The organism is Pseudoalteromonas sp. SCSIO_11900 (genome assembly GCF_000576475.1).
Lineage (GTDB): Bacteria > Pseudomonadota > Gammaproteobacteria > Enterobacterales > Alteromonadaceae > Pseudoalteromonas > Pseudoalteromonas tetraodonis.
On sequence record NZ_KK070023.1, the window covers coordinates 349,483 to 365,719 of the forward strand.

Genomic DNA, 16,237 nt, shown 5'->3' on the forward strand with positions numbered 1-16,237 from the left:
TATCTTTATATACGCTAATATCTGATTTTAAGAAAATCGACAATGCTTGAAAAAGCTCGCTCAAAGCCATTAAAGCTATGATCGCCGCCAAATTCAATTAACTGTTTACATTGTGAGTAATACTTTATTGCGTGCTGAAAATTTAACACTTCATCCCCTGTTTGCTGTAATAAATACAACAGTTCAGGGTGTTTTAACTCTGTCACCGTTAATGCTTTTAACGCATCTATATGACGAGATTGTAATTGGTAATTATAATCTTGATACGGATTATAATTAGGCCCAAGTATAGGCTCTAATAATGTATATGGGGCAACGGCAGGATTAATTATCACCGCAGGAATTTGATAACGCTGTGATAAATACGTGGCAAAAAAACCACCTAACGAGCTGCCCAATAATACGGTATTCGGTGTTAATAGTTGTTCAAGCGCTATAATCGCCTCTATAGGTTCATGATTTAAGCGTGGCACACAATAATCAACATCATAGTGTGCCATAAGCTCACCAAAGCGCACAGCTTTATATGATTTTTCAGAGCTATTAAAACCGTGAATATAGATTACTCGTTTAACCATACCACGTCCGTGCGTATGTGCACCTTTTGTTGCTCAGCATTTAAGTGCAGCATACGATAAGCCGCCCCTTTATCTTCTTGCTGCCAAGTAGCACTGTGCTTTGTAAACTGCACGGAACTGGCCGGTGTCGCGTAAATATCAAGCTCTCTAAATTGCTGTTGGTAGTCATTGTGAACATGCCCATGAAACAGCGCATCAACGCGGCCATTATTAACTAATAAATTTAATAGCTGCGGCCCATTTTCTAGCATGTGTTTATCTAGGTAGCCATTAATAGGCAGTGGGTTGTGATGACAAAATGCAATATGACGATTATCTGAATCGACTAAACACGCCATAATTTCCTCTAAATGCGAGGGCGTCACCCACCCAGCAGGGGTATTTCCTTTAGAATTAATTAATATCAGTTCAAACCCTTGCGCCACAATATGTTTAGCGCGTTGTATTTGCCCGCCACTAATTAAATTGAGCTGATCAATTTCATCATGATTACCAGGAACCCAAAATACGGGGCAATCAAGGTCACTATTATGAATCAGTTCAGCAAATAATAAATAGGAATTAAAGCTGTGATCTTGGGTTAAATCGCCACCAAATATCAAGGCATCAGGCTGCTGTTTTGCTATATCTGTAAGTGCCCTAGTAAAATGTTCTGCGGTGTTAACCCCAAAATACTCGCTCTGCTTATCGCTAAAAAGATGACAATCCGTTATATGGGCTAAACGAAGCTGGGCTTGCTCAAAATAATACGTATCATCAAACCAAGCCATTATTTACATCCCAATTAAGTGTTGATTGACCTCGCTCTACACAGGCAACCAACCAATCATATAAAAAAGCATTCAACTGATATTTTTCATCTTTTTGATGCATTTTTGGGTTAGGGTAGCCATAGGAAGGTTTGATTCGTTGGTGGTAATCATGGTGGACAATTTCGGCTACCTTAGCATCATTATATAAGCGCACTGTTAAATACAAAGGCGAAATATCACTTACCATTCCTGATAACTGTTTAATAGATATATCAAGGGTGTACTTGGCAATATCATCTATGTTGATGGCAAATTTACTGTGGCCCAGTTTGATTTCTCTGACACTGCCAATCGCTCGTTCACGAGGTAGTAATTTTAAAAGGCGTACGTAATTATGCTCACAAAGCGTTAAATACTTTGGAAGGCTTTGAATATACCGATTAGTGGTTAAAATTGCTGTCAAAATACCGCCATTACTATTAAAAATTAAAAACTATGCCCACTTTTTACGTATCTTATCGCGATTTAGCGCTAACCATTGCAAGCTAATTACGGTAGCGGCATTATCTATTTCACCACGATTAAGTCGCTGCAGTGCTTCGTCTACGTGCATAATATGGGTTTTAATATCTTCACCTTCGGTTTCTAACCCATAAATGCCAGTACTCATTTGGCTTAAATCGGCGTGAGCTAAATATAAGAACAAACGCTCTGTAGTACCGCCGGGGCTTGAAAGGTAAGACAACATAAACTCAAGTTCTGTTAAATTAAGCCCAGCTTCTTCAAACGCTTCTTTTTTAACAACCGACTCGTAATCTTCACTGCCATCGGTCATGCCCGCTATACATTCTAACAGCCAAGGCGTGTGTTTGCTTTTAATTGCGCCAATTCGAATTTGTTCAATTAGCAACACTTGCTCAGTCACTGGATCATAAGGTAATACTGCGACCGCATCTCCGCGTTCAAGAATTTCTCGACGAATTACCTCAGACTCTCCACCCGCAAATAAGGCATGCTTAAATTGATAAAGGTTTATTTTAAAAAAACCATCATACAAATTTTCAATTGGTTTTAATCTCACATCGTCATGAGTAAATTGAGTACGACTTTTATTCGCCATGTTTTTTATTTCCTTTTGAAAGCGCAGATACATCAACGCCTTGAATGCCAGCCCTATTAAAACGCTAAATTAAGCGAATTAGGCGTGTTAGGTATATATTCTGTTACACTTGAGAACGTTGTTTTACTAATTTTTTTTTTAGTTATTAAGTAAAACAGGTTAACATGCCTGTAGTACAAAAATTGTCTAAGGACCGAACATCACATGAAAAAGAACATCCTTGCAGCACTGGTTAGTTTATCATGCGCATTGGGCTCAACCGTAGCCAATGCTGAAGATTTACTTCAAGTTTTTGAAATCGCAACAGCCAACGATCCTACCGTTTTAAAAGCAAAAGCCCAAGCTGATGCTCAATCATACCAAAGCGATCGCGCTATGAGCGCACTATTACCGCAAATTGGCTTGACTATGAGTTACACAAAGTCTGACTCAACTTCCTTCAGACAATCTGAGGATTTATCTTCTCTTGATAAAATTAATGCTGAAAACGACGAGTTTTCTCGTGGTATTAGCTTAAGCCAAACGTTATTTGATTTAGGCGCATGGAATTCATTAGGTATAGCCGACAAACAAGCACTTCAAGCAAGCGGCCAATACGACTTTGCCAAGCAAAACCTAATTGTGCGTGTTGCTGAGGGCTATTTTAACGTACTTAGCGCTATTGATAACCTTGAATTTGTACAAGCTGAAAAACGTGCCATTGAGCGCCAACTTGAACAAACTAAACAGCGTTACGCTGTAGGTTTAACGGCTATTACCGATGTACATGAAGCACAAGCACAATTTGATAACTCAGTAGCGCAAGAAATCATTGCTAATAATGCGGTAGAAACAGCCCGTGAGCAACTACGTGAGATCACTGGTAAGTACCACGCAAAGCTAGATATGTTAAACACCGAAACGTTTTCTACGGTTAAGCCAAGTACGCCTGCAACTGATTTAGTTAAAATAGCGAAAGACAAAAACTTAAATCTGCAAGTATCAAAAATAACGGTTGATATAGCTAAAGAACAAATTGAACTCGCAAAAGCAGGTCATTACCCAAAACTAACTTTAAATGCTAGCTACGGCGACTCATTAACAGATAGTGAGTTAAATGGCGCTAGTTTTGACGACCAACCTCGTTCAGATTCAAGCACTATTGGACTAAACTTTAGCGTCCCACTTTACTCAGGTGGCGCAACGGTTGCTGCAACAGAGCAAGCACGCGCATTTTACGTTGCTGCTAGCCAAGATTTTGAAACCGATTATCGCGCAGTAACTCGCTCTGTTATTACTTCTTATAACCAAGTGGTATCTGATATTGCGACCTATAAAGCGCTTGAACAAGCGGTTATTTCAGCACAAAGCGCATTAAAAGCCACTGAAGCGGGTTTTGAAGTGGGTACACGTACCATTGTTGATGTGCTCGTCAGTACGCAAAACTTATACAACGCAAAGCGTAATCTTGCTGATGTGCGTTATCGCTATGTTGTGTCAACGCTTCGTCTAAAACAAGCGACAGGCACATTAAGCCGTGAAGATTTAGTGGGTATAAACCAAGGTTTAAATACTGTTAACTAAGCAGACGACTTCATTATAAATAATCACTAAAGCCAGCTTTTTGCTGGCTTTTTGTATTTTTGAGCGCATAGCGTTAAACTAGGGTCTGTTGACCTTTCAAGGTTAAATTTGCAGCAGCCTGTTTGGTATTTAGGCAAGGCAGAGCTTATGTGGTGTGGTTATTCCCCATAAATAGGCGATAACGTAGTATCAATGCCAAACAGGCGCTGCCAGAAGGGTTCTGCCTAGGGGCAATTAACTCTTTGTTGCTCGGTTTTTACTTAGCCCACTAGGTTACAAACCTCGCGCCGCGATTAAATTGCCCCTAGTTTGAACAAATATTAATCCGCAAAGGTCAACAGACCCTAGCCTTTTATTTTTAGAGAAATTTTTGTGGTTAACTCATCCCCTTTTAAAGCCTCTTTTTTAGGTCCTCGTTATTGGCTAACTTGGATTGGTGTCTTATTTTTATATCTCATTTCATGGTTACCGCAAAAACTACAATTAGCTATGGGTAAACAGCTAGGACGCTTGGTTCATAAATATATGAAGCGCAGAAGGCATATTGCTGAAGTTAATATTAAACACTGTTTCCCCACAATGAGCGAAGCCGAGCAACAACAGCTGGTACTTAAAAATATGGAAAATACCGGTATTGCTATGGTTGAAACCGGTATGGCTTGGTGGTGGCCACAGTGGCGGGTCAAAAAAGTACTCGGGTCAATAAAAGGACTTGAGCATTATGAGCGCGTTCAACAATCAGGTAAAGGTGTTTTATTACTTGTTCCACATATACTTCATCTTGAAATGGCTAGCCGAGTGATGGGGTTAAAGTGCCAAGGTATTGGTTTTTATCGCCCACATAATAATCCGCTGATGGAGTATTTCATCACCAACGGACGTCTTCGCTCTAACGAGTACATGGTTGGTAAAAAGGACGTAAAAGGGCTATTAAAATCATTAAAAAATAAAAAGCTGTGTTATTACTTACCCGATCAGGATTATGGCCGTAACCGCTGTGAGTTTGTGCCTTTTTACGCAGTACCCGATACAGCAACCACCACTGGTACACTAATGTTTGCAGGTAGTAAAAACTGCGAAACAATGAGCTTAATTGCTTACAGGGATAACAACGGAAAGTATCACTTAGAAATCGTACCTGAGCTTGAAAACTTCCCAAGCGGCGATGATAAAGCCGATGTAACACGTGTTAATCAGCGCATGGAGCAATCAATAAATGCCGCCCCTGAACAATATATGTGGTTGCATAGACGTTTTAAAACACGCCCCGATAAAGACGCCCCCTCCTTCTATTAAAGATGGGTTACTAAAATAACAAAGACGAGTGACAGCGATGTGGTTTTGGATTAGATATATACTTTTAGCTTTATTGTTAATTGGTGCAGCCATCTATTTTCTACTAAATGGTTCGTCGTCATTTAATTATCAACAAACCAATAACGCTGCGGCCGAAGGGTTATCGCGGTTTTATGCATCAATTCGAAATAGAGTTTCTGTCAATAAAGACAATCACAAATTTATAATTGAACTCGAAAAACCCGACCTTAGCCTTGATAGAGCGCTAAACCAACGCTCTTTTGTAGTAGAGCCTATGCCTTTAAATTGGAGCGGAGAAGTAGGCCCGCGTCGTTTTCAACGTGATTCAACCTTGCGTACTGTACTGACCCAATACGCTAATAACGAAGGTATTACTTTAATGTGGTACTTAGACAAAGATTACGTAATAAAAGATCACTTTCGTATAGATAGCAGTTTTAACTCCGCTTTATACCGCGTTAGCCGCTCTATTAATGATGACTTTTCAAATGAAGTGTATGCGTTTTTCTGCCCTGAACAACGTGCAGCGGTTATTACCGAGCTACCGTCTGAATTTGTACGCTCAAACTGTTTAAAGCTAAGCAATTAACTACATTGGGTTTAATTTTGTTGATATGCGCTCAAATATTGCTGAGCGCATAACATTAAATTGCTCAATCTAGCCCAAATATTGCCTTCCAAACAGTGCTAACATTATTGATATTTTCACTAAACTCTTCGCGTTTAACGCAGCGACCTTGCTGGTCTAAGCTCAATACATGATAGCGTGAGCGATAGTCTATATACGCTTTAATAAGCTGCTGTTTTTGAATATCGCTGATACAGCCAATTTTAGCCGCATCAGTTAAAATTCTCACATTGTCAGAATTATCGCATAAGTGGGTAAACTCATGGGCATGTTTTAATACCAAGTATTGCGTTATAAACTCAATATCGGTCATGGCACCTACATCTTGTTTTAAGTCAAATTGCTGCGCATTGCCTTTAGCCAAATGGGCACGCATTTTTTCGCGCATTTTAATCACGTCTGCCTTTAAAGTATCTTCATCACGTTGTTGGCACAATATCTCGGCGCGAATTTGTGCAAACCGTGTTACTAATTCAGCTTGGCCTAAAATCAGCCTGGCTCTAACCAGGGCTTGATGCTCCCATGTCCATGCTTGCGTTTGCTGATAATGATTAAAGCTTTCTAGGTTAATAGCTAATAGCCCTGATGCACCTTCTGGACGCAGACGAGTATCTAACTCATATAAAATACCTGAGGCGGTACGGGTATTAAATAAATGCATTAATCGTTGTGCGAGTTTTAAATAAAACTGCCTTGAGTCAATCGCTTTATCACCATTGGTGTAGCTTGTACCATCATGGTTATGCACAAAGACTAAATCGAGATCAGAGTCATACCCCACCTCAAAACCGCCAGTTTTACCATACGCAATAACCGCAAACCCCTTGTTTTCATCATCGGTGTTAGGTGGCATACCAAAGCGTTTTACGCAGTGGTACCACGCAATATTTACAGCCTGATCGACTATAGCTTCAGCCAATGCTGTTAAGTGATCGCTTACTTTCATTACATCAATAACGCCCGTCGCATCAGCTGCGGCAATGCGTAATTGATGGGTTTGCTTAAACTGACGCAGCGCTTCCATTTGCTGCTCTAAATCGTCATGTTCAATGCGTAAAAAATACTGCCTTATTTCATCTTTATACGCAGTTAATGGGGTTGGCTTGTAAAGCACAGCTGGGTCGATAAGTTCATCGAGCAAAATGGGGTATAATGAAATATGCTCGCCAATCCATTTACTGTGACAACAAAGTAAAACCAATTGTTTTAGCGTTCCTGGATTTTCATACAGCAACTCGAGATAAGCGGTGCGCGAAATAATTTTATTTAATATTTGGCATACCGTTGCAAAGGCGCTAGCACTGGCATTAAAGTCGTTTAACTGTTTAAGTAATGCCGGCATTAATTTATCAAGAATATCGCGCCCACGATTGCCGACTTTAGCTTTAGAAACTCGTTGTTTAAAGTCGTGTAATGGTGTTTGCCATTCATCTCTGAGCTCATTTAAAAAGCTAACATCGCCGTGATCCCAAGCACTAATAAACGCCCCTTCACAGGTATCAAGTGGTTCAGTTTCTTCGCCTATAACCTGTGTAAATTCGTTATGTATTTGGCTCATCACATGTTCTATTTTCACAAGCGTTGCAGCAAAATCGGCCTGAGCGAGCAACACATTGAGTCGCTGTTGATTTAGCTCATCATCGGGCAGTGTTTGTGTTTGTTGATCATCAAATATTTGTAGGTATTGCTCTACTTTGCGTAAGTATAAGTAATTGCTTTTTAAATCTTTAGCTTCAAGCTCATCAATAACTTGGCTTAGTGTTAACTCTTTTAATGCCATTAATAAAGATTGCGTTTGTAAGTTTGCCTCTCTGCCACCTCGCACCATTTGCAAAGCCTGAACAATAAACTCCACTTCGCGAATGCCACCACCACCTAACTTAATATTATTGGTTAAGCGCTTACGACGCACCTCTTGGGCAATCATAAGCTTCATTTTTCTTAGCGACTCAATAACCGAAAAATCAATATAACGGCGATACACAAAAGGCTTTAATAACGTATTAAACTCCTGCCAATAAATGTTAGGCGTGCCAATTAAGCGCCCTTTTAACATCGCGTAGCGCTCCCAATCACGCCCTTGCTCTTGGTAGTAATCTTCAATGGCATTAAAGCTCATTACCAACGGACCACTTTCCCCAAATGGTCGCAAACGCATATCTACACGAAAAACTTGGCCATCAACCGTACATTGATTAAGTGCTGTAATTAGCTTTTGGGCAACTTTAGTATAAAAGACAGGTGCTTCAAGCGAGCGACGCCCACCTTGGGTTTTAACATTGCGAGGATATGCAAAAATAAGATCGATATCAGATGAGTAATTGAGTTCTTGTCCACCTAGTTTACCCATTCCTAATACCATTAACGGTAACGGGTTGTTGTGCTCATCTAATGGCTCACCATTGGTTTTAGCGACATTTTTATAAGCCCATTGATTAGCACTGTCGATCAGTTTATCAGCAAGTTCACTAATATATTCAATACTATTTTCAATTGGGTTTTTGCAGCATAAATCTAAAAAAGCCACCTTTAACCAGTATTTTTCTCGGTATTGGCGCAGTAACTTATGGCACTCACTCTCTTCTATTTTAGTTATATCTAGCTGTGCAAAAGGGTCTAAAATTTCTCTATTTTTAATTTCGTGCTCACACAGTAACCAAGACAGTAGCGCAGGTTGAGAGCTTAAGCTGCGCCAAGCAAAATCACTTAACGCCAATAGCCGTATTATCTGCTGCTGGTTTTGTTGCTCTGGGTACAGCGCGGCAAAGCGTGTTTCACCGAGTTTTTGTAATTCAATAGGAAGCTGCGTGTCGTTACTCATCAATACCCTCTTTTATCTCACCAATAACCATACTAGAATGGTTAAAAACCTATCAAGGTAAATCTATTTAGGAACACCATGTCATATTTGTCATTATCTAACACTAGTTTAGTTGCGATTGCTATTAGTTTTGTGGTTATTTGTGTCATCATCATCAGTTTAAGAATTGTTACTCAAATAAAAGCAAAACAAGCACTTAAAGAAGAGTTGGCGCAGCATGATAACTTTGCAATGGGGATTAGTTTTGCCTCTGAAATATCTGTTGTTATAGCCACCATGGCGTTTTTATTTGATGAAATTAGTATTAGCACCGCACAATCAAATCCATTAAAAGTGATTTTGTTAATTGTGCTACTCTTTTCATTTATAAAAATGGGGCATTTAATCCATCGTAAATGGATATTACGCCGCTTTAATGAGGAAGCCGCAATACTAAAGCAAAACGTCTGTGCTGCGCTGGTTGACTCGGGGATGCTTATTGCCAATTGTATTTTAGCGCTGGGTTTATATACATGGACACATACTCAGGGGTTTAGTAATTTATTAATTGCCTCAGTAAGCTTTTTTGTGTTGCAAGGAATGTTTGCTTTGGACAGTAAAATACGTGAATACCGCTTTGCTGAAGCAAATCAAGGCGCCTCATTGCAAAGTAATTTTGGCTTAGAAAATACCTCTATTGGTATTCGCTATGCGGGTAAGTCAATTGGATTAGCACTTGCGGCGTATGCTGGTTTATCTAGTGCGGCATTTCAAAATGGTAAAATGGTAGAAAACTTATTTACCTTGGTAATGCATTGCGGTGTGATGTGGCTGTTACTATACTGTTTAACGTATATTATAAAAATTATTTCAATGCCTAATATCGACACCGCACTTGAGGTTGATCATCAAGATAATATTGGTATTGCGTGTATTGAATTTGCTGTATTTTGTGCTATTGGTTACTTACTTATAAGTATGTTTTCAATTTAGTACCAAACTGGTTAAATTAAGCCGTTACTAAACGTCCCTATTTAATAGTCTGGTAAATTAACAGGGACTTTAGGCATATGGAAATAAAAACAGCGAGTTATCTCTTAATTGATATAGGCAACGAATTTAGCCATTCATTAAACACTATATAAATACAAATGTTCCAGCTAAAAAAGACATCGTTATCGCTGGGGCTAATACCCAAAAACTGGTTAAAATGATGTTTGATGAACTCGTTAAAGGTTATTGCTATTGCGATATTGAAAACGAAATAAGCATTTCTGAGCTGACCAGCTACCTACACGAACACCACAATATTCTGAGGGTACTGTTTAACCCAAACAGACTACTTGCTCGCCGATGATACACAGCGCTTTATTTATAACTCACGGCATGAAAAACGCTATATGGTTATTCAAACAGATCAAGGCTATTAAATTAAGCCCATAAAAGATGAATGCCATTCAAACCATTTATCGTGTGATACAGACACAGCTCAAACTGCACAAGAGTTAACCGCGCTTTTAACCCCCGAATATGAAAAATAAATAATTGCACCCAAGCCTTTGCTTACTTACCATAGAGGGATATAACTTCTTATGTAAAAAAGTGATTTGCCATGCGAGTGCCCCATATTTATCAATCATCACCGATTGCTCTCAACACCCCTTTAAATCTTGACGATGACGCTGCAGGCCATGTAGGTCGTGTGCTACGTATGAAAGTGGGCGAACAGGTTTCTATGTTTAATGGTGAAGGGGGTGAATTTCTCAGTGAAATTATTGAAGTGAGTAAAAAAAACGTTGTTGTTATGCCCCTCGAATTTAATCCTCATGACGTTGAATCGCCATTAAAGATTCATTTAGGCCAGTGTGTATCTCGTGGTGATAAAATGGATTTTACCATTCAAAAGTCGGTTGAATTAGGGATCACTGAAATAACACCTATTTTTAGCCAGCGATGCGGCGTAAAACTCAGCGGCGACCGCCTAGAAAAAAAACACCAGCAATGGCAAAAAATAGCCATTGCTGCTGCAGAGCAGTCCGGGCGCAACTTTGTACCAACCATTAATCCTCCCGTAGATTTAAAACACTGGCTTGAACAGCAAACCGATGCAATTAAATTAACCTTACACCCGCGCGCCGAGCACAGCATTAAAACCATTACTGTTCCTGATGGTGGCGTGCGATTTTTAGTGGGCCCTGAAGGGGGATTTACCGATGATGAAATGGCGCAAACTAAACAACAAGAATTTGTAGATATTCGCTTAGGTCCGCGAGTACTTCGCACAGAAACAGCAGCGTTAACCGTTTTAAGTGCACTGCAATTACAATTTGGCGATTTAGCTAATTGAAATAACTAAAAGCACCCACATATCAAGATTACAGTTGTAAAAAACACATAAATTAAGGCACAGCGCATGGCAATTAAGTTAGGTATTATTTCAGATCCTATTAGTGGATTTAATATTAAAAAAGACACCGGTTTTGCAATGATGATGCAAGCACAAACCCGTGGCTACGAAATTTACTACATGGAAATGGATGATTTATCGCTGCGTCAAGGCAATGCCTACGCCACTGCAGCTAAAGCTCAAGTTTTTGATAACGCTCAAAAGTGGTACCAACTTGAAGAAAAAGAAACCATAGCGCTGGCTGATTTAGACGTTATTTTAATGCGTAAAGATCCGCCTTTTGATACTGAATATATTTACGCAACGTATATTTTAGAGCGTGCAGAGCAAGCAGGCACATTAGTGATTAATAAACCACAAAGCTTGCGCGACGCCAATGAAAAACTCTTTACAGCTTGGTTTAGTGAACACACGCCAGATACATTAGTAACGCGCAGCCAAAAACAAATCCGTGAGTTTTTAGCCCAGCATAAAGATATTATTTTAAAACCGCTTGATGGCATGGGTGGCGCCTCTATTTTTAGAGTAAAAGCCGATGATGCTAATATAGGCGTAATATGCGAAACCTTAACCGAGCATGGTAGCCGCTTTGCCATGGCGCAAAATTATATCCCAGAGATCACTCAAGGCGATAAGCGCGTATTGGTTGTTGATGGTGAAGTGATTCCTTATTGCTTAGCGCGTATTCCACAAAATGGCGAAACACGCGGTAATTTAGCCGCAGGCGGTCGTGGCGAAGCACGCCCAATTAGCGAATCAGATCTTAAGATTGCAAAGGCGGTCGCCCCTACTTTGAAAGAAAAAGGCTTAATATTTGTAGGTTTAGATATTATTGGTGATAAGTTAACTGAGATTAACGTAACAGCGCCAACCTGCGTAAAAGAAATTGAAGCCGCTTACGATATTTCAATTACCGGCATTTTATTTGACGCCATAGAGAAAAAGCTTAATAAATAAATTATCACTGAACCAGCTCTAAGATATAAAGCGATGACGCTTATTGTGCCATCGCTGAAAACTCGAATAAATTTTTAGTGTTAAAACATGGGACTATGCCATACTCAAGATTCAATAACTAAAAGGGTAAAACTTATGCAGTCATTAGAAAATCACTTTTTAATCGCAATGCCATCAATGCAAGACCCTTTTTTTAAACGTGCCGTCACTTATATTTGTGAACACAACGAAGAAGGCGCTATGGGATTGGTGATCAATCAGCCGATTGATGTCACTGTAGGTGAGTTACTCGACAAAATTGATATTGATAACGATAAATCTCAACATGCCGCGCAAGTGACTGTGTTTGCTGGCGGGCCGGTAAAAACAGACCGTGGCTTTGTGCTACATTCACCTAAACCTGGGTACTCGGCAAGCCAAAAGTTGAGCAGTGATATTATGATCACCACCTCAAAAGATGTGTTAGCCACGTTAACCACAGCCCAAGCACCCGAACAATTTATTATTACTTTAGGCTACTCCGGTTGGGAACAAGGTCAATTAGAGCAAGAGCTACTAGATAATAGCTGGCTGATCATTAAAGCCGATCCTAAGATAATTTTTGATACTCCAGTAGAAAAACGCTGGGAAATGGCAGTCTCTATGCTTGGTTTTGATATTGGCCAATTAAGCCCCGAAGCCGGACATGCGTAATAACATAAAAGATAAACATGACTAAAAAAACAGTAAAGCCGCAAGGTGAGCGTACAGTTATGGGATTTGACTTTGGTACCAAGAGTATTGGTATAGCTATTGGTCAGGAGCTCACAGGCAGCGCTACCAGCTTAAAAGCGGTGAAAGCCCAAGATGGCATTCCTAATTGGGATGACATTGCAGTGCAAGTAAAAGAGTGGCAACCCGATTTAATGGTTGTCGGGTTACCGCTAAACATGGATGGCACCTCACAAGAGGTTACCTTTAAAGCTAAAAAGTTTGCTAATCGTTTGCACAACCATTACGGCATTGCAGTTCATACTCAAGATGAGCGCTTAACGACTGCAGATGCAAAAGCACGATTGTTTGAACGTGGTGGCTATAAAAATTTAGGTAAAGGTAACGTAGATAATATGTCTGCGGTGATCATTCTAGAGAGTTTTTTTGAAGCCAGTTATAGTGAATAAAGCACTTAACCCACATAAAAAAAGCGCCTAAGGCGCTTTTTTTGTATCTAGGTCATATGCCTTTGTCATCAAGGCCATCAATGGTCACACCTTGCAAAAAGCCTGCGCCTTGCTGCTCGTTATTACGTAGTTTAATCATCAAGCGTAAGTCATTTGGCGAATCCGCATGATGCAGCGCATCGGCATAATTAATACGTTGCTGCCTGTAAAGCTCAAACAGCGCTTGGTCAAAGGTTTGCATGCCCATCTCTGTTGATTTAGCCATGGTTTCTTTAATGCCACCAATATTACCGTTTTTAATTAGCTCACTGACCATTGGCGTATTAAGTAATACCTCAATGGCAGCAACACGCCCTTCCCCATCAGAGGTCGGAATAAGTTGCTGAGCAATGATAGCGCGTAAATTTAATGCTAAGTCATATTTAAGCTTATCGTGCTTTTCTTTTGGTACCAAATGCATAATGCGGTCAATCGCTTGGTTAGCATTGTTAGCATGCAGGGTGGCAACACACAAATGACCCGTTTCTGCAAAGCTCAACGCATATTCCATGGTTTCTTGCGAACGAATTTCACCAATTAAAATAACATCAGGCGCTTGGCGCAAAGAGCTTTTAAGTGCTGATTCAAAGCTTTCAGTATCTAAACCCACTTCACGTTGGGTAATAATACTTTTTTGATGCTCATGCACAAATTCAATCGGATCTTCTATGGTTAAAATATGTCCACGTTGATTGCGATTTCTATACCCAATAAGTGCCGCCAAAGACGTTGATTTACCGGTTCCCGTACCACCCACAAATAACACGAGTCCGCGCTTTGACATAATCACATCGGTCAATGCAGAAGGTAATCCAAGCTCTTTAACGTCGGGAATTTTAGTGACGATTCGGCGAATAACCATGCCCGCTCTGTCGCGTTGCCAAAAAGCCGAAATACGAAAGCGCCCTTCGCTAGTTGCAACCGCAAAGTTACATTCTTTAGTGTTATGAAACTCTGCTTTTTGTTTTTCACTCATCGCTGATTCGACTAATTCCAGCGCTTGCTCATCTGTTAATTTATCGTCATTAAGAGGAGTTAACTCGCCGTTAATTTTAGCGCTAATAGGAAGTTGGCTCGATACAAATAAATCAGAGCCTTTTTTGTCGACCATTATTTGTAAAAAGTGATTTAAAGATAAAGTCATAATAATTCCTTAAGCGCTAAACTGTGTCTTATCTTGCGCTTTTGTATATGCCGCTGAATGAGTGATAATGCCACGGTTAACTAGGCTTGTTAAACATTGATCCATGGTTTGCATGCCTTGCGACGCACCGGTTTGAATTGATGAGTACATTTGTGCAATTTTATCTTCACGGATTAAGTTACGAATAGCAGGCGTTGCCAACATAATTTCATGTGCAGCCACTCGCCCTCCCCCTACTTTTTTTATCAGTGTTTGCGAAATAACTGCACGTAATGACTCAGAGAGCATAGAGCGGATCATATCTTTTTCTTCGCCAGGGAATACATCAATAATACGGTCAATGGTTTTAGGTGCAGAGGTCGTATGCAAAGTACCAAACACCAAGTGACCCGTTTCCGCAGCGGTCATAGCAAGGCGAATAGTTTCTAAGTCTCGTAGCTCACCAACCAAAATAACATCAGGGTCTTCACGAAGTGCGCTGCGTAGTGCATTAGAAAAGCTATGTGTATCACGATGAACTTCCCGCTGATTAATTAAGCTGAGTTTATTATCATGAACAAATTCGATAGGATCTTCAATAGTCAGCACATGATGATGCTTAGTTTGGTTAATGTAATCGACCATCGCCGCAAGCGTGGTCGACTTACCTGAACCTGTAGGGCCTGTGACTAACACTAGGCCTCGTGGGTTATCTGAAATTTGTTTAAATATTTCAGGTGCGCCTAAATCTTCAAGAGTGAGTACGTCACTCGGGATAGTACGAAACACAGCAGCAGGGCCACGATTAGAGTTAAAGGCATTTACACGAAAACGTGCTAAATTAGGGACTTCAAAAGAAAAATCCACTTCGAGATTTTGCTCATAGTCCTTACGCTGGTTATCGTTCATAATGTCATAAACCAGACTGCTGACTTCTTTATCTCCAAGTGCTGGTATATTAATACGTCGCACATCGCCATCAACACGTATCATAGGTGATACCCCTGATGATAAGTGCAAATCTGATGCTTTATGTTGCACACTAAATGCCAATAATTCGGTGATATCCATTTATGACTCCACAACTAACTGATAAATATATGGTTACAATAGCAGAACGACTCACATCCGCCTACGCTAGAATTGCAGAGGCAGCGCACAAAGCACAACGTAATAGTAACGATATTACGTTACTTGCAGTATCTAAAACCAAACCCGCTACCGATATTATGGCAGCTTATGATCAAGGGCAACGTCAATTTGGTGAATCTTATGTTCAAGAGGCTGTAGATAAAATAGCGCAACTAGACACATTTAGCGATATTGTTTGGCATTTCATTGGCCCTATTCAGTCAAATAAAAGTGCTTTAGTCGCTGCCAATTTTGCTTGGGTGCAAAGTGTAGACAGACTTAAAATAGCCAAGCGCTTAAACTGTCAACGCCCTGAGACAATGCCGCCACTGAATGTACTTATTCAAGTCAATATTAGCGAAGAAGAAGCAAAGTCTGGTTGTCACCCCAATGAAATCACTGAGCTGGCGCAATATATAGACCAATGTGCCCATTTACAGTTGCGCGGACTGATGGCTATTCCCGCTAAAAGTGACGATGCAAACACGCAAATTCAATATTTTGAGCAATTACAAACTTGCTTTGATAAACTACAGACCCAATATCCTCATATAGATACGTTGTCGATGGGGATGAGTAACGATGTAGAAGCTGCCATAGCGGCAGGTTCAACCATGGTGAGGATTGGCACAGATATTTTTGGAACACGAACTTAAAAGGTG

General features: G+C 40.2%; 16 protein-coding genes and 1 pseudogene. 10 read left to right on the forward strand and 7 right to left on the reverse strand.

Annotated elements, in window-relative coordinates:
• Window positions 1-14: 14 nt before the first annotated feature.
• From BG00_RS01625 to BG00_RS01640, 4 genes are read right to left on the reverse strand one after another with little or no spacing between them, the layout of a single operon-like run.
• Entirely contained in the window at window positions 15-578 is a 564-nt protein-coding gene (locus tag BG00_RS01625) for a YqiA/YcfP family alpha/beta fold hydrolase (protein ID WP_036980168.1), read from the reverse strand.
• A complete protein-coding gene (locus BG00_RS01630) occupies window positions 563-1,348 on the reverse strand; it encodes a metallophosphoesterase (protein ID WP_036980169.1) in 786 nt (261 codons plus the stop codon). Before BG00_RS01630 ends, BG00_RS01625 begins: the two co-directional genes overlap by 16 nt.
• On the reverse strand, window positions 1,335-1,793 hold the full coding sequence (locus BG00_RS01635) for a DUF1249 domain-containing protein (protein WP_036980171.1): 459 nt from the start codon (window positions 1,791-1,793) through the stop codon (window positions 1,335-1,337). Before BG00_RS01635 ends, BG00_RS01630 begins: the two co-directional genes overlap by 14 nt.
• 30 nt (window positions 1,794-1,823) lie before the next feature.
• On the reverse strand, window positions 1,824-2,450 hold the full coding sequence (locus BG00_RS01640; protein ID WP_036980173.1) for an NUDIX domain-containing protein: 627 nt from the start codon (window positions 2,448-2,450) through the stop codon (window positions 1,824-1,826).
• A 204-nt stretch (window positions 2,451-2,654) separates the two neighbouring features.
• On the opposite strand from BG00_RS01640, the gene tolC reads away from it, so the two are divergent.
• From tolC to BG00_RS01655, 3 genes are all read left to right on the forward strand, one after another.
• A complete protein-coding gene (tolC, locus tag BG00_RS01645) occupies window positions 2,655-4,013 on the forward strand; it encodes an outer membrane channel protein TolC (protein ID WP_036980174.1) in 1,359 nt (452 codons plus the stop codon).
• A 372-nt stretch (window positions 4,014-4,385) separates the two neighbouring features.
• Complete coding sequence (gene lpxL, locus BG00_RS01650; RefSeq protein ID WP_036980176.1) at window positions 4,386-5,309, forward strand: LpxL/LpxP family Kdo(2)-lipid IV(A) lauroyl/palmitoleoyl acyltransferase; 924 nt, start codon at window positions 4,386-4,388, stop codon at window positions 5,307-5,309.
• Between the two features lie 37 nt (window positions 5,310-5,346).
• Window positions 5,347-5,919: a toxin co-regulated pilus biosynthesis Q family protein gene (locus tag BG00_RS01655; RefSeq protein WP_036980177.1), complete on the forward strand. Its 573-nt coding sequence runs from the start codon at window positions 5,347-5,349 to the stop codon at window positions 5,917-5,919.
• 64 nt (window positions 5,920-5,983) lie between these two features.
• Here BG00_RS01655 and glnE read toward each other — a convergent pair whose 3' ends face one another.
• Window positions 5,984-8,779: a bifunctional [glutamate--ammonia ligase]-adenylyl-L-tyrosine phosphorylase/[glutamate--ammonia-ligase] adenylyltransferase gene (gene glnE, locus BG00_RS01660; RefSeq protein WP_036980179.1), complete on the reverse strand. Its 2,796-nt coding sequence runs from the start codon at window positions 8,777-8,779 to the stop codon at window positions 5,984-5,986.
• Between the two features lie 78 nt (window positions 8,780-8,857).
• Between glnE and BG00_RS01665 the strand changes: the two genes are divergently transcribed.
• The 6 genes and pseudogenes from BG00_RS01665 to ruvX all read left to right on the forward strand — a co-directional run bounded on the left by BG00_RS01665 (window position 8,858) and on the right by ruvX (window position 13,282).
• Entirely contained in the window at window positions 8,858-9,751 is an 894-nt protein-coding gene (locus tag BG00_RS01665) for a DUF350 domain-containing protein (protein ID WP_036980180.1), read from the forward strand.
• Between the two features lie 77 nt (window positions 9,752-9,828).
• Window positions 9,829-10,299, forward strand: a pseudogene (locus BG00_RS17940) (hypothetical protein).
• Between the two features lie 71 nt (window positions 10,300-10,370).
• A complete protein-coding gene (rsmE, locus tag BG00_RS01670) occupies window positions 10,371-11,105 on the forward strand; it encodes a 16S rRNA (uracil(1498)-N(3))-methyltransferase (RefSeq protein ID WP_036980182.1) in 735 nt (244 codons plus the stop codon).
• A 66-nt stretch (window positions 11,106-11,171) separates the two neighbouring features.
• Window positions 11,172-12,122, forward strand: a complete 951-nt coding sequence (gshB, locus tag BG00_RS01675) for a glutathione synthase (protein WP_013465847.1) — start codon at window positions 11,172-11,174, stop codon at window positions 12,120-12,122.
• Window positions 12,123-12,257: 135 nt separating this feature from the next.
• Window positions 12,258-12,815: a YqgE/AlgH family protein gene (locus BG00_RS01680; RefSeq protein ID WP_013465848.1), complete on the forward strand. Its 558-nt coding sequence runs from the start codon at window positions 12,258-12,260 to the stop codon at window positions 12,813-12,815.
• A 17-nt stretch (window positions 12,816-12,832) separates the two neighbouring features.
• Complete coding sequence (gene ruvX / locus BG00_RS01685; protein ID WP_036980183.1) at window positions 12,833-13,282, forward strand: Holliday junction resolvase RuvX; 450 nt, start codon at window positions 12,833-12,835, stop codon at window positions 13,280-13,282.
• Between the two features lie 52 nt (window positions 13,283-13,334).
• On the opposite strand, the gene BG00_RS01690 is transcribed toward ruvX, so the two are convergent.
• Together BG00_RS01690 and BG00_RS01695 are read right to left on the reverse strand one after the other, a co-directional pair.
• Entirely contained in the window at window positions 13,335-14,465 is a 1,131-nt protein-coding gene (locus BG00_RS01690; RefSeq protein WP_036980184.1) for a PilT/PilU family type 4a pilus ATPase, read from the reverse strand.
• A gap of 9 nt (window positions 14,466-14,474) precedes the next feature.
• Window positions 14,475-15,515: a type IV pilus twitching motility protein PilT gene (locus BG00_RS01695; protein ID WP_013465851.1), complete on the reverse strand. Its 1,041-nt coding sequence runs from the start codon at window positions 15,513-15,515 to the stop codon at window positions 14,475-14,477.
• Between the two features lie 2 nt (window positions 15,516-15,517).
• Between BG00_RS01695 and BG00_RS01700 the strand changes: the two genes are divergently transcribed.
• Complete coding sequence (locus BG00_RS01700; RefSeq protein WP_036980186.1) at window positions 15,518-16,231, forward strand: YggS family pyridoxal phosphate-dependent enzyme; 714 nt, start codon at window positions 15,518-15,520, stop codon at window positions 16,229-16,231.
• Window positions 16,232-16,237: the final 6 nt, after the last annotated feature.

Bases quoted from the DNA above. Each gene is read 5' to 3' on its own strand.
- BG00_RS01625 (WP_036980168.1), bottom strand. From the start codon at position 578: ATGGTTAAACGAGTAATCTATATTCACGGTTTTAATAGCTCTGAAAAA.
- BG00_RS01630 (WP_036980169.1), bottom strand. From the start codon at position 1,348: ATGGCTTGGTTTGATGATACGTATTATTTTGAGCAAGCCCAGCTTCGT.
- BG00_RS01640 (WP_036980173.1), bottom strand. From the start codon at position 2,450: ATGGCGAATAAAAGTCGTACTCAATTTACTCATGACGATGTGAGATTA.
- tolC (WP_036980174.1), top strand. From the start codon at position 2,655: ATGAAAAAGAACATCCTTGCAGCACTGGTTAGTTTATCATGCGCATTG.
- BG00_RS01655 (WP_036980177.1), top strand. From the start codon at position 5,347: ATGTGGTTTTGGATTAGATATATACTTTTAGCTTTATTGTTAATTGGT.
- glnE (WP_036980179.1), bottom strand. From the start codon at position 8,779: ATGAGTAACGACACGCAGCTTCCTATTGAATTACAAAAACTCGGTGAA.
- BG00_RS01665 (WP_036980180.1), top strand. From the start codon at position 8,858: ATGTCATATTTGTCATTATCTAACACTAGTTTAGTTGCGATTGCTATT.
- rsmE (WP_036980182.1), top strand. From the start codon at position 10,371: ATGCGAGTGCCCCATATTTATCAATCATCACCGATTGCTCTCAACACC.
- gshB (WP_013465847.1), top strand. From the start codon at position 11,172: ATGGCAATTAAGTTAGGTATTATTTCAGATCCTATTAGTGGATTTAAT.
- BG00_RS01680 (WP_013465848.1), top strand. From the start codon at position 12,258: ATGCAGTCATTAGAAAATCACTTTTTAATCGCAATGCCATCAATGCAA.
- ruvX (WP_036980183.1), top strand. From the start codon at position 12,833: ATGACTAAAAAAACAGTAAAGCCGCAAGGTGAGCGTACAGTTATGGGA.
- BG00_RS01690 (WP_036980184.1), bottom strand. From the start codon at position 14,465: ATGACTTTATCTTTAAATCACTTTTTACAAATAATGGTCGACAAAAAA.
- BG00_RS01695 (WP_013465851.1), bottom strand. From the start codon at position 15,515: ATGGATATCACCGAATTATTGGCATTTAGTGTGCAACATAAAGCATCA.
- BG00_RS01700 (WP_036980186.1), top strand. From the start codon at position 15,518: ATGACTCCACAACTAACTGATAAATATATGGTTACAATAGCAGAACGA.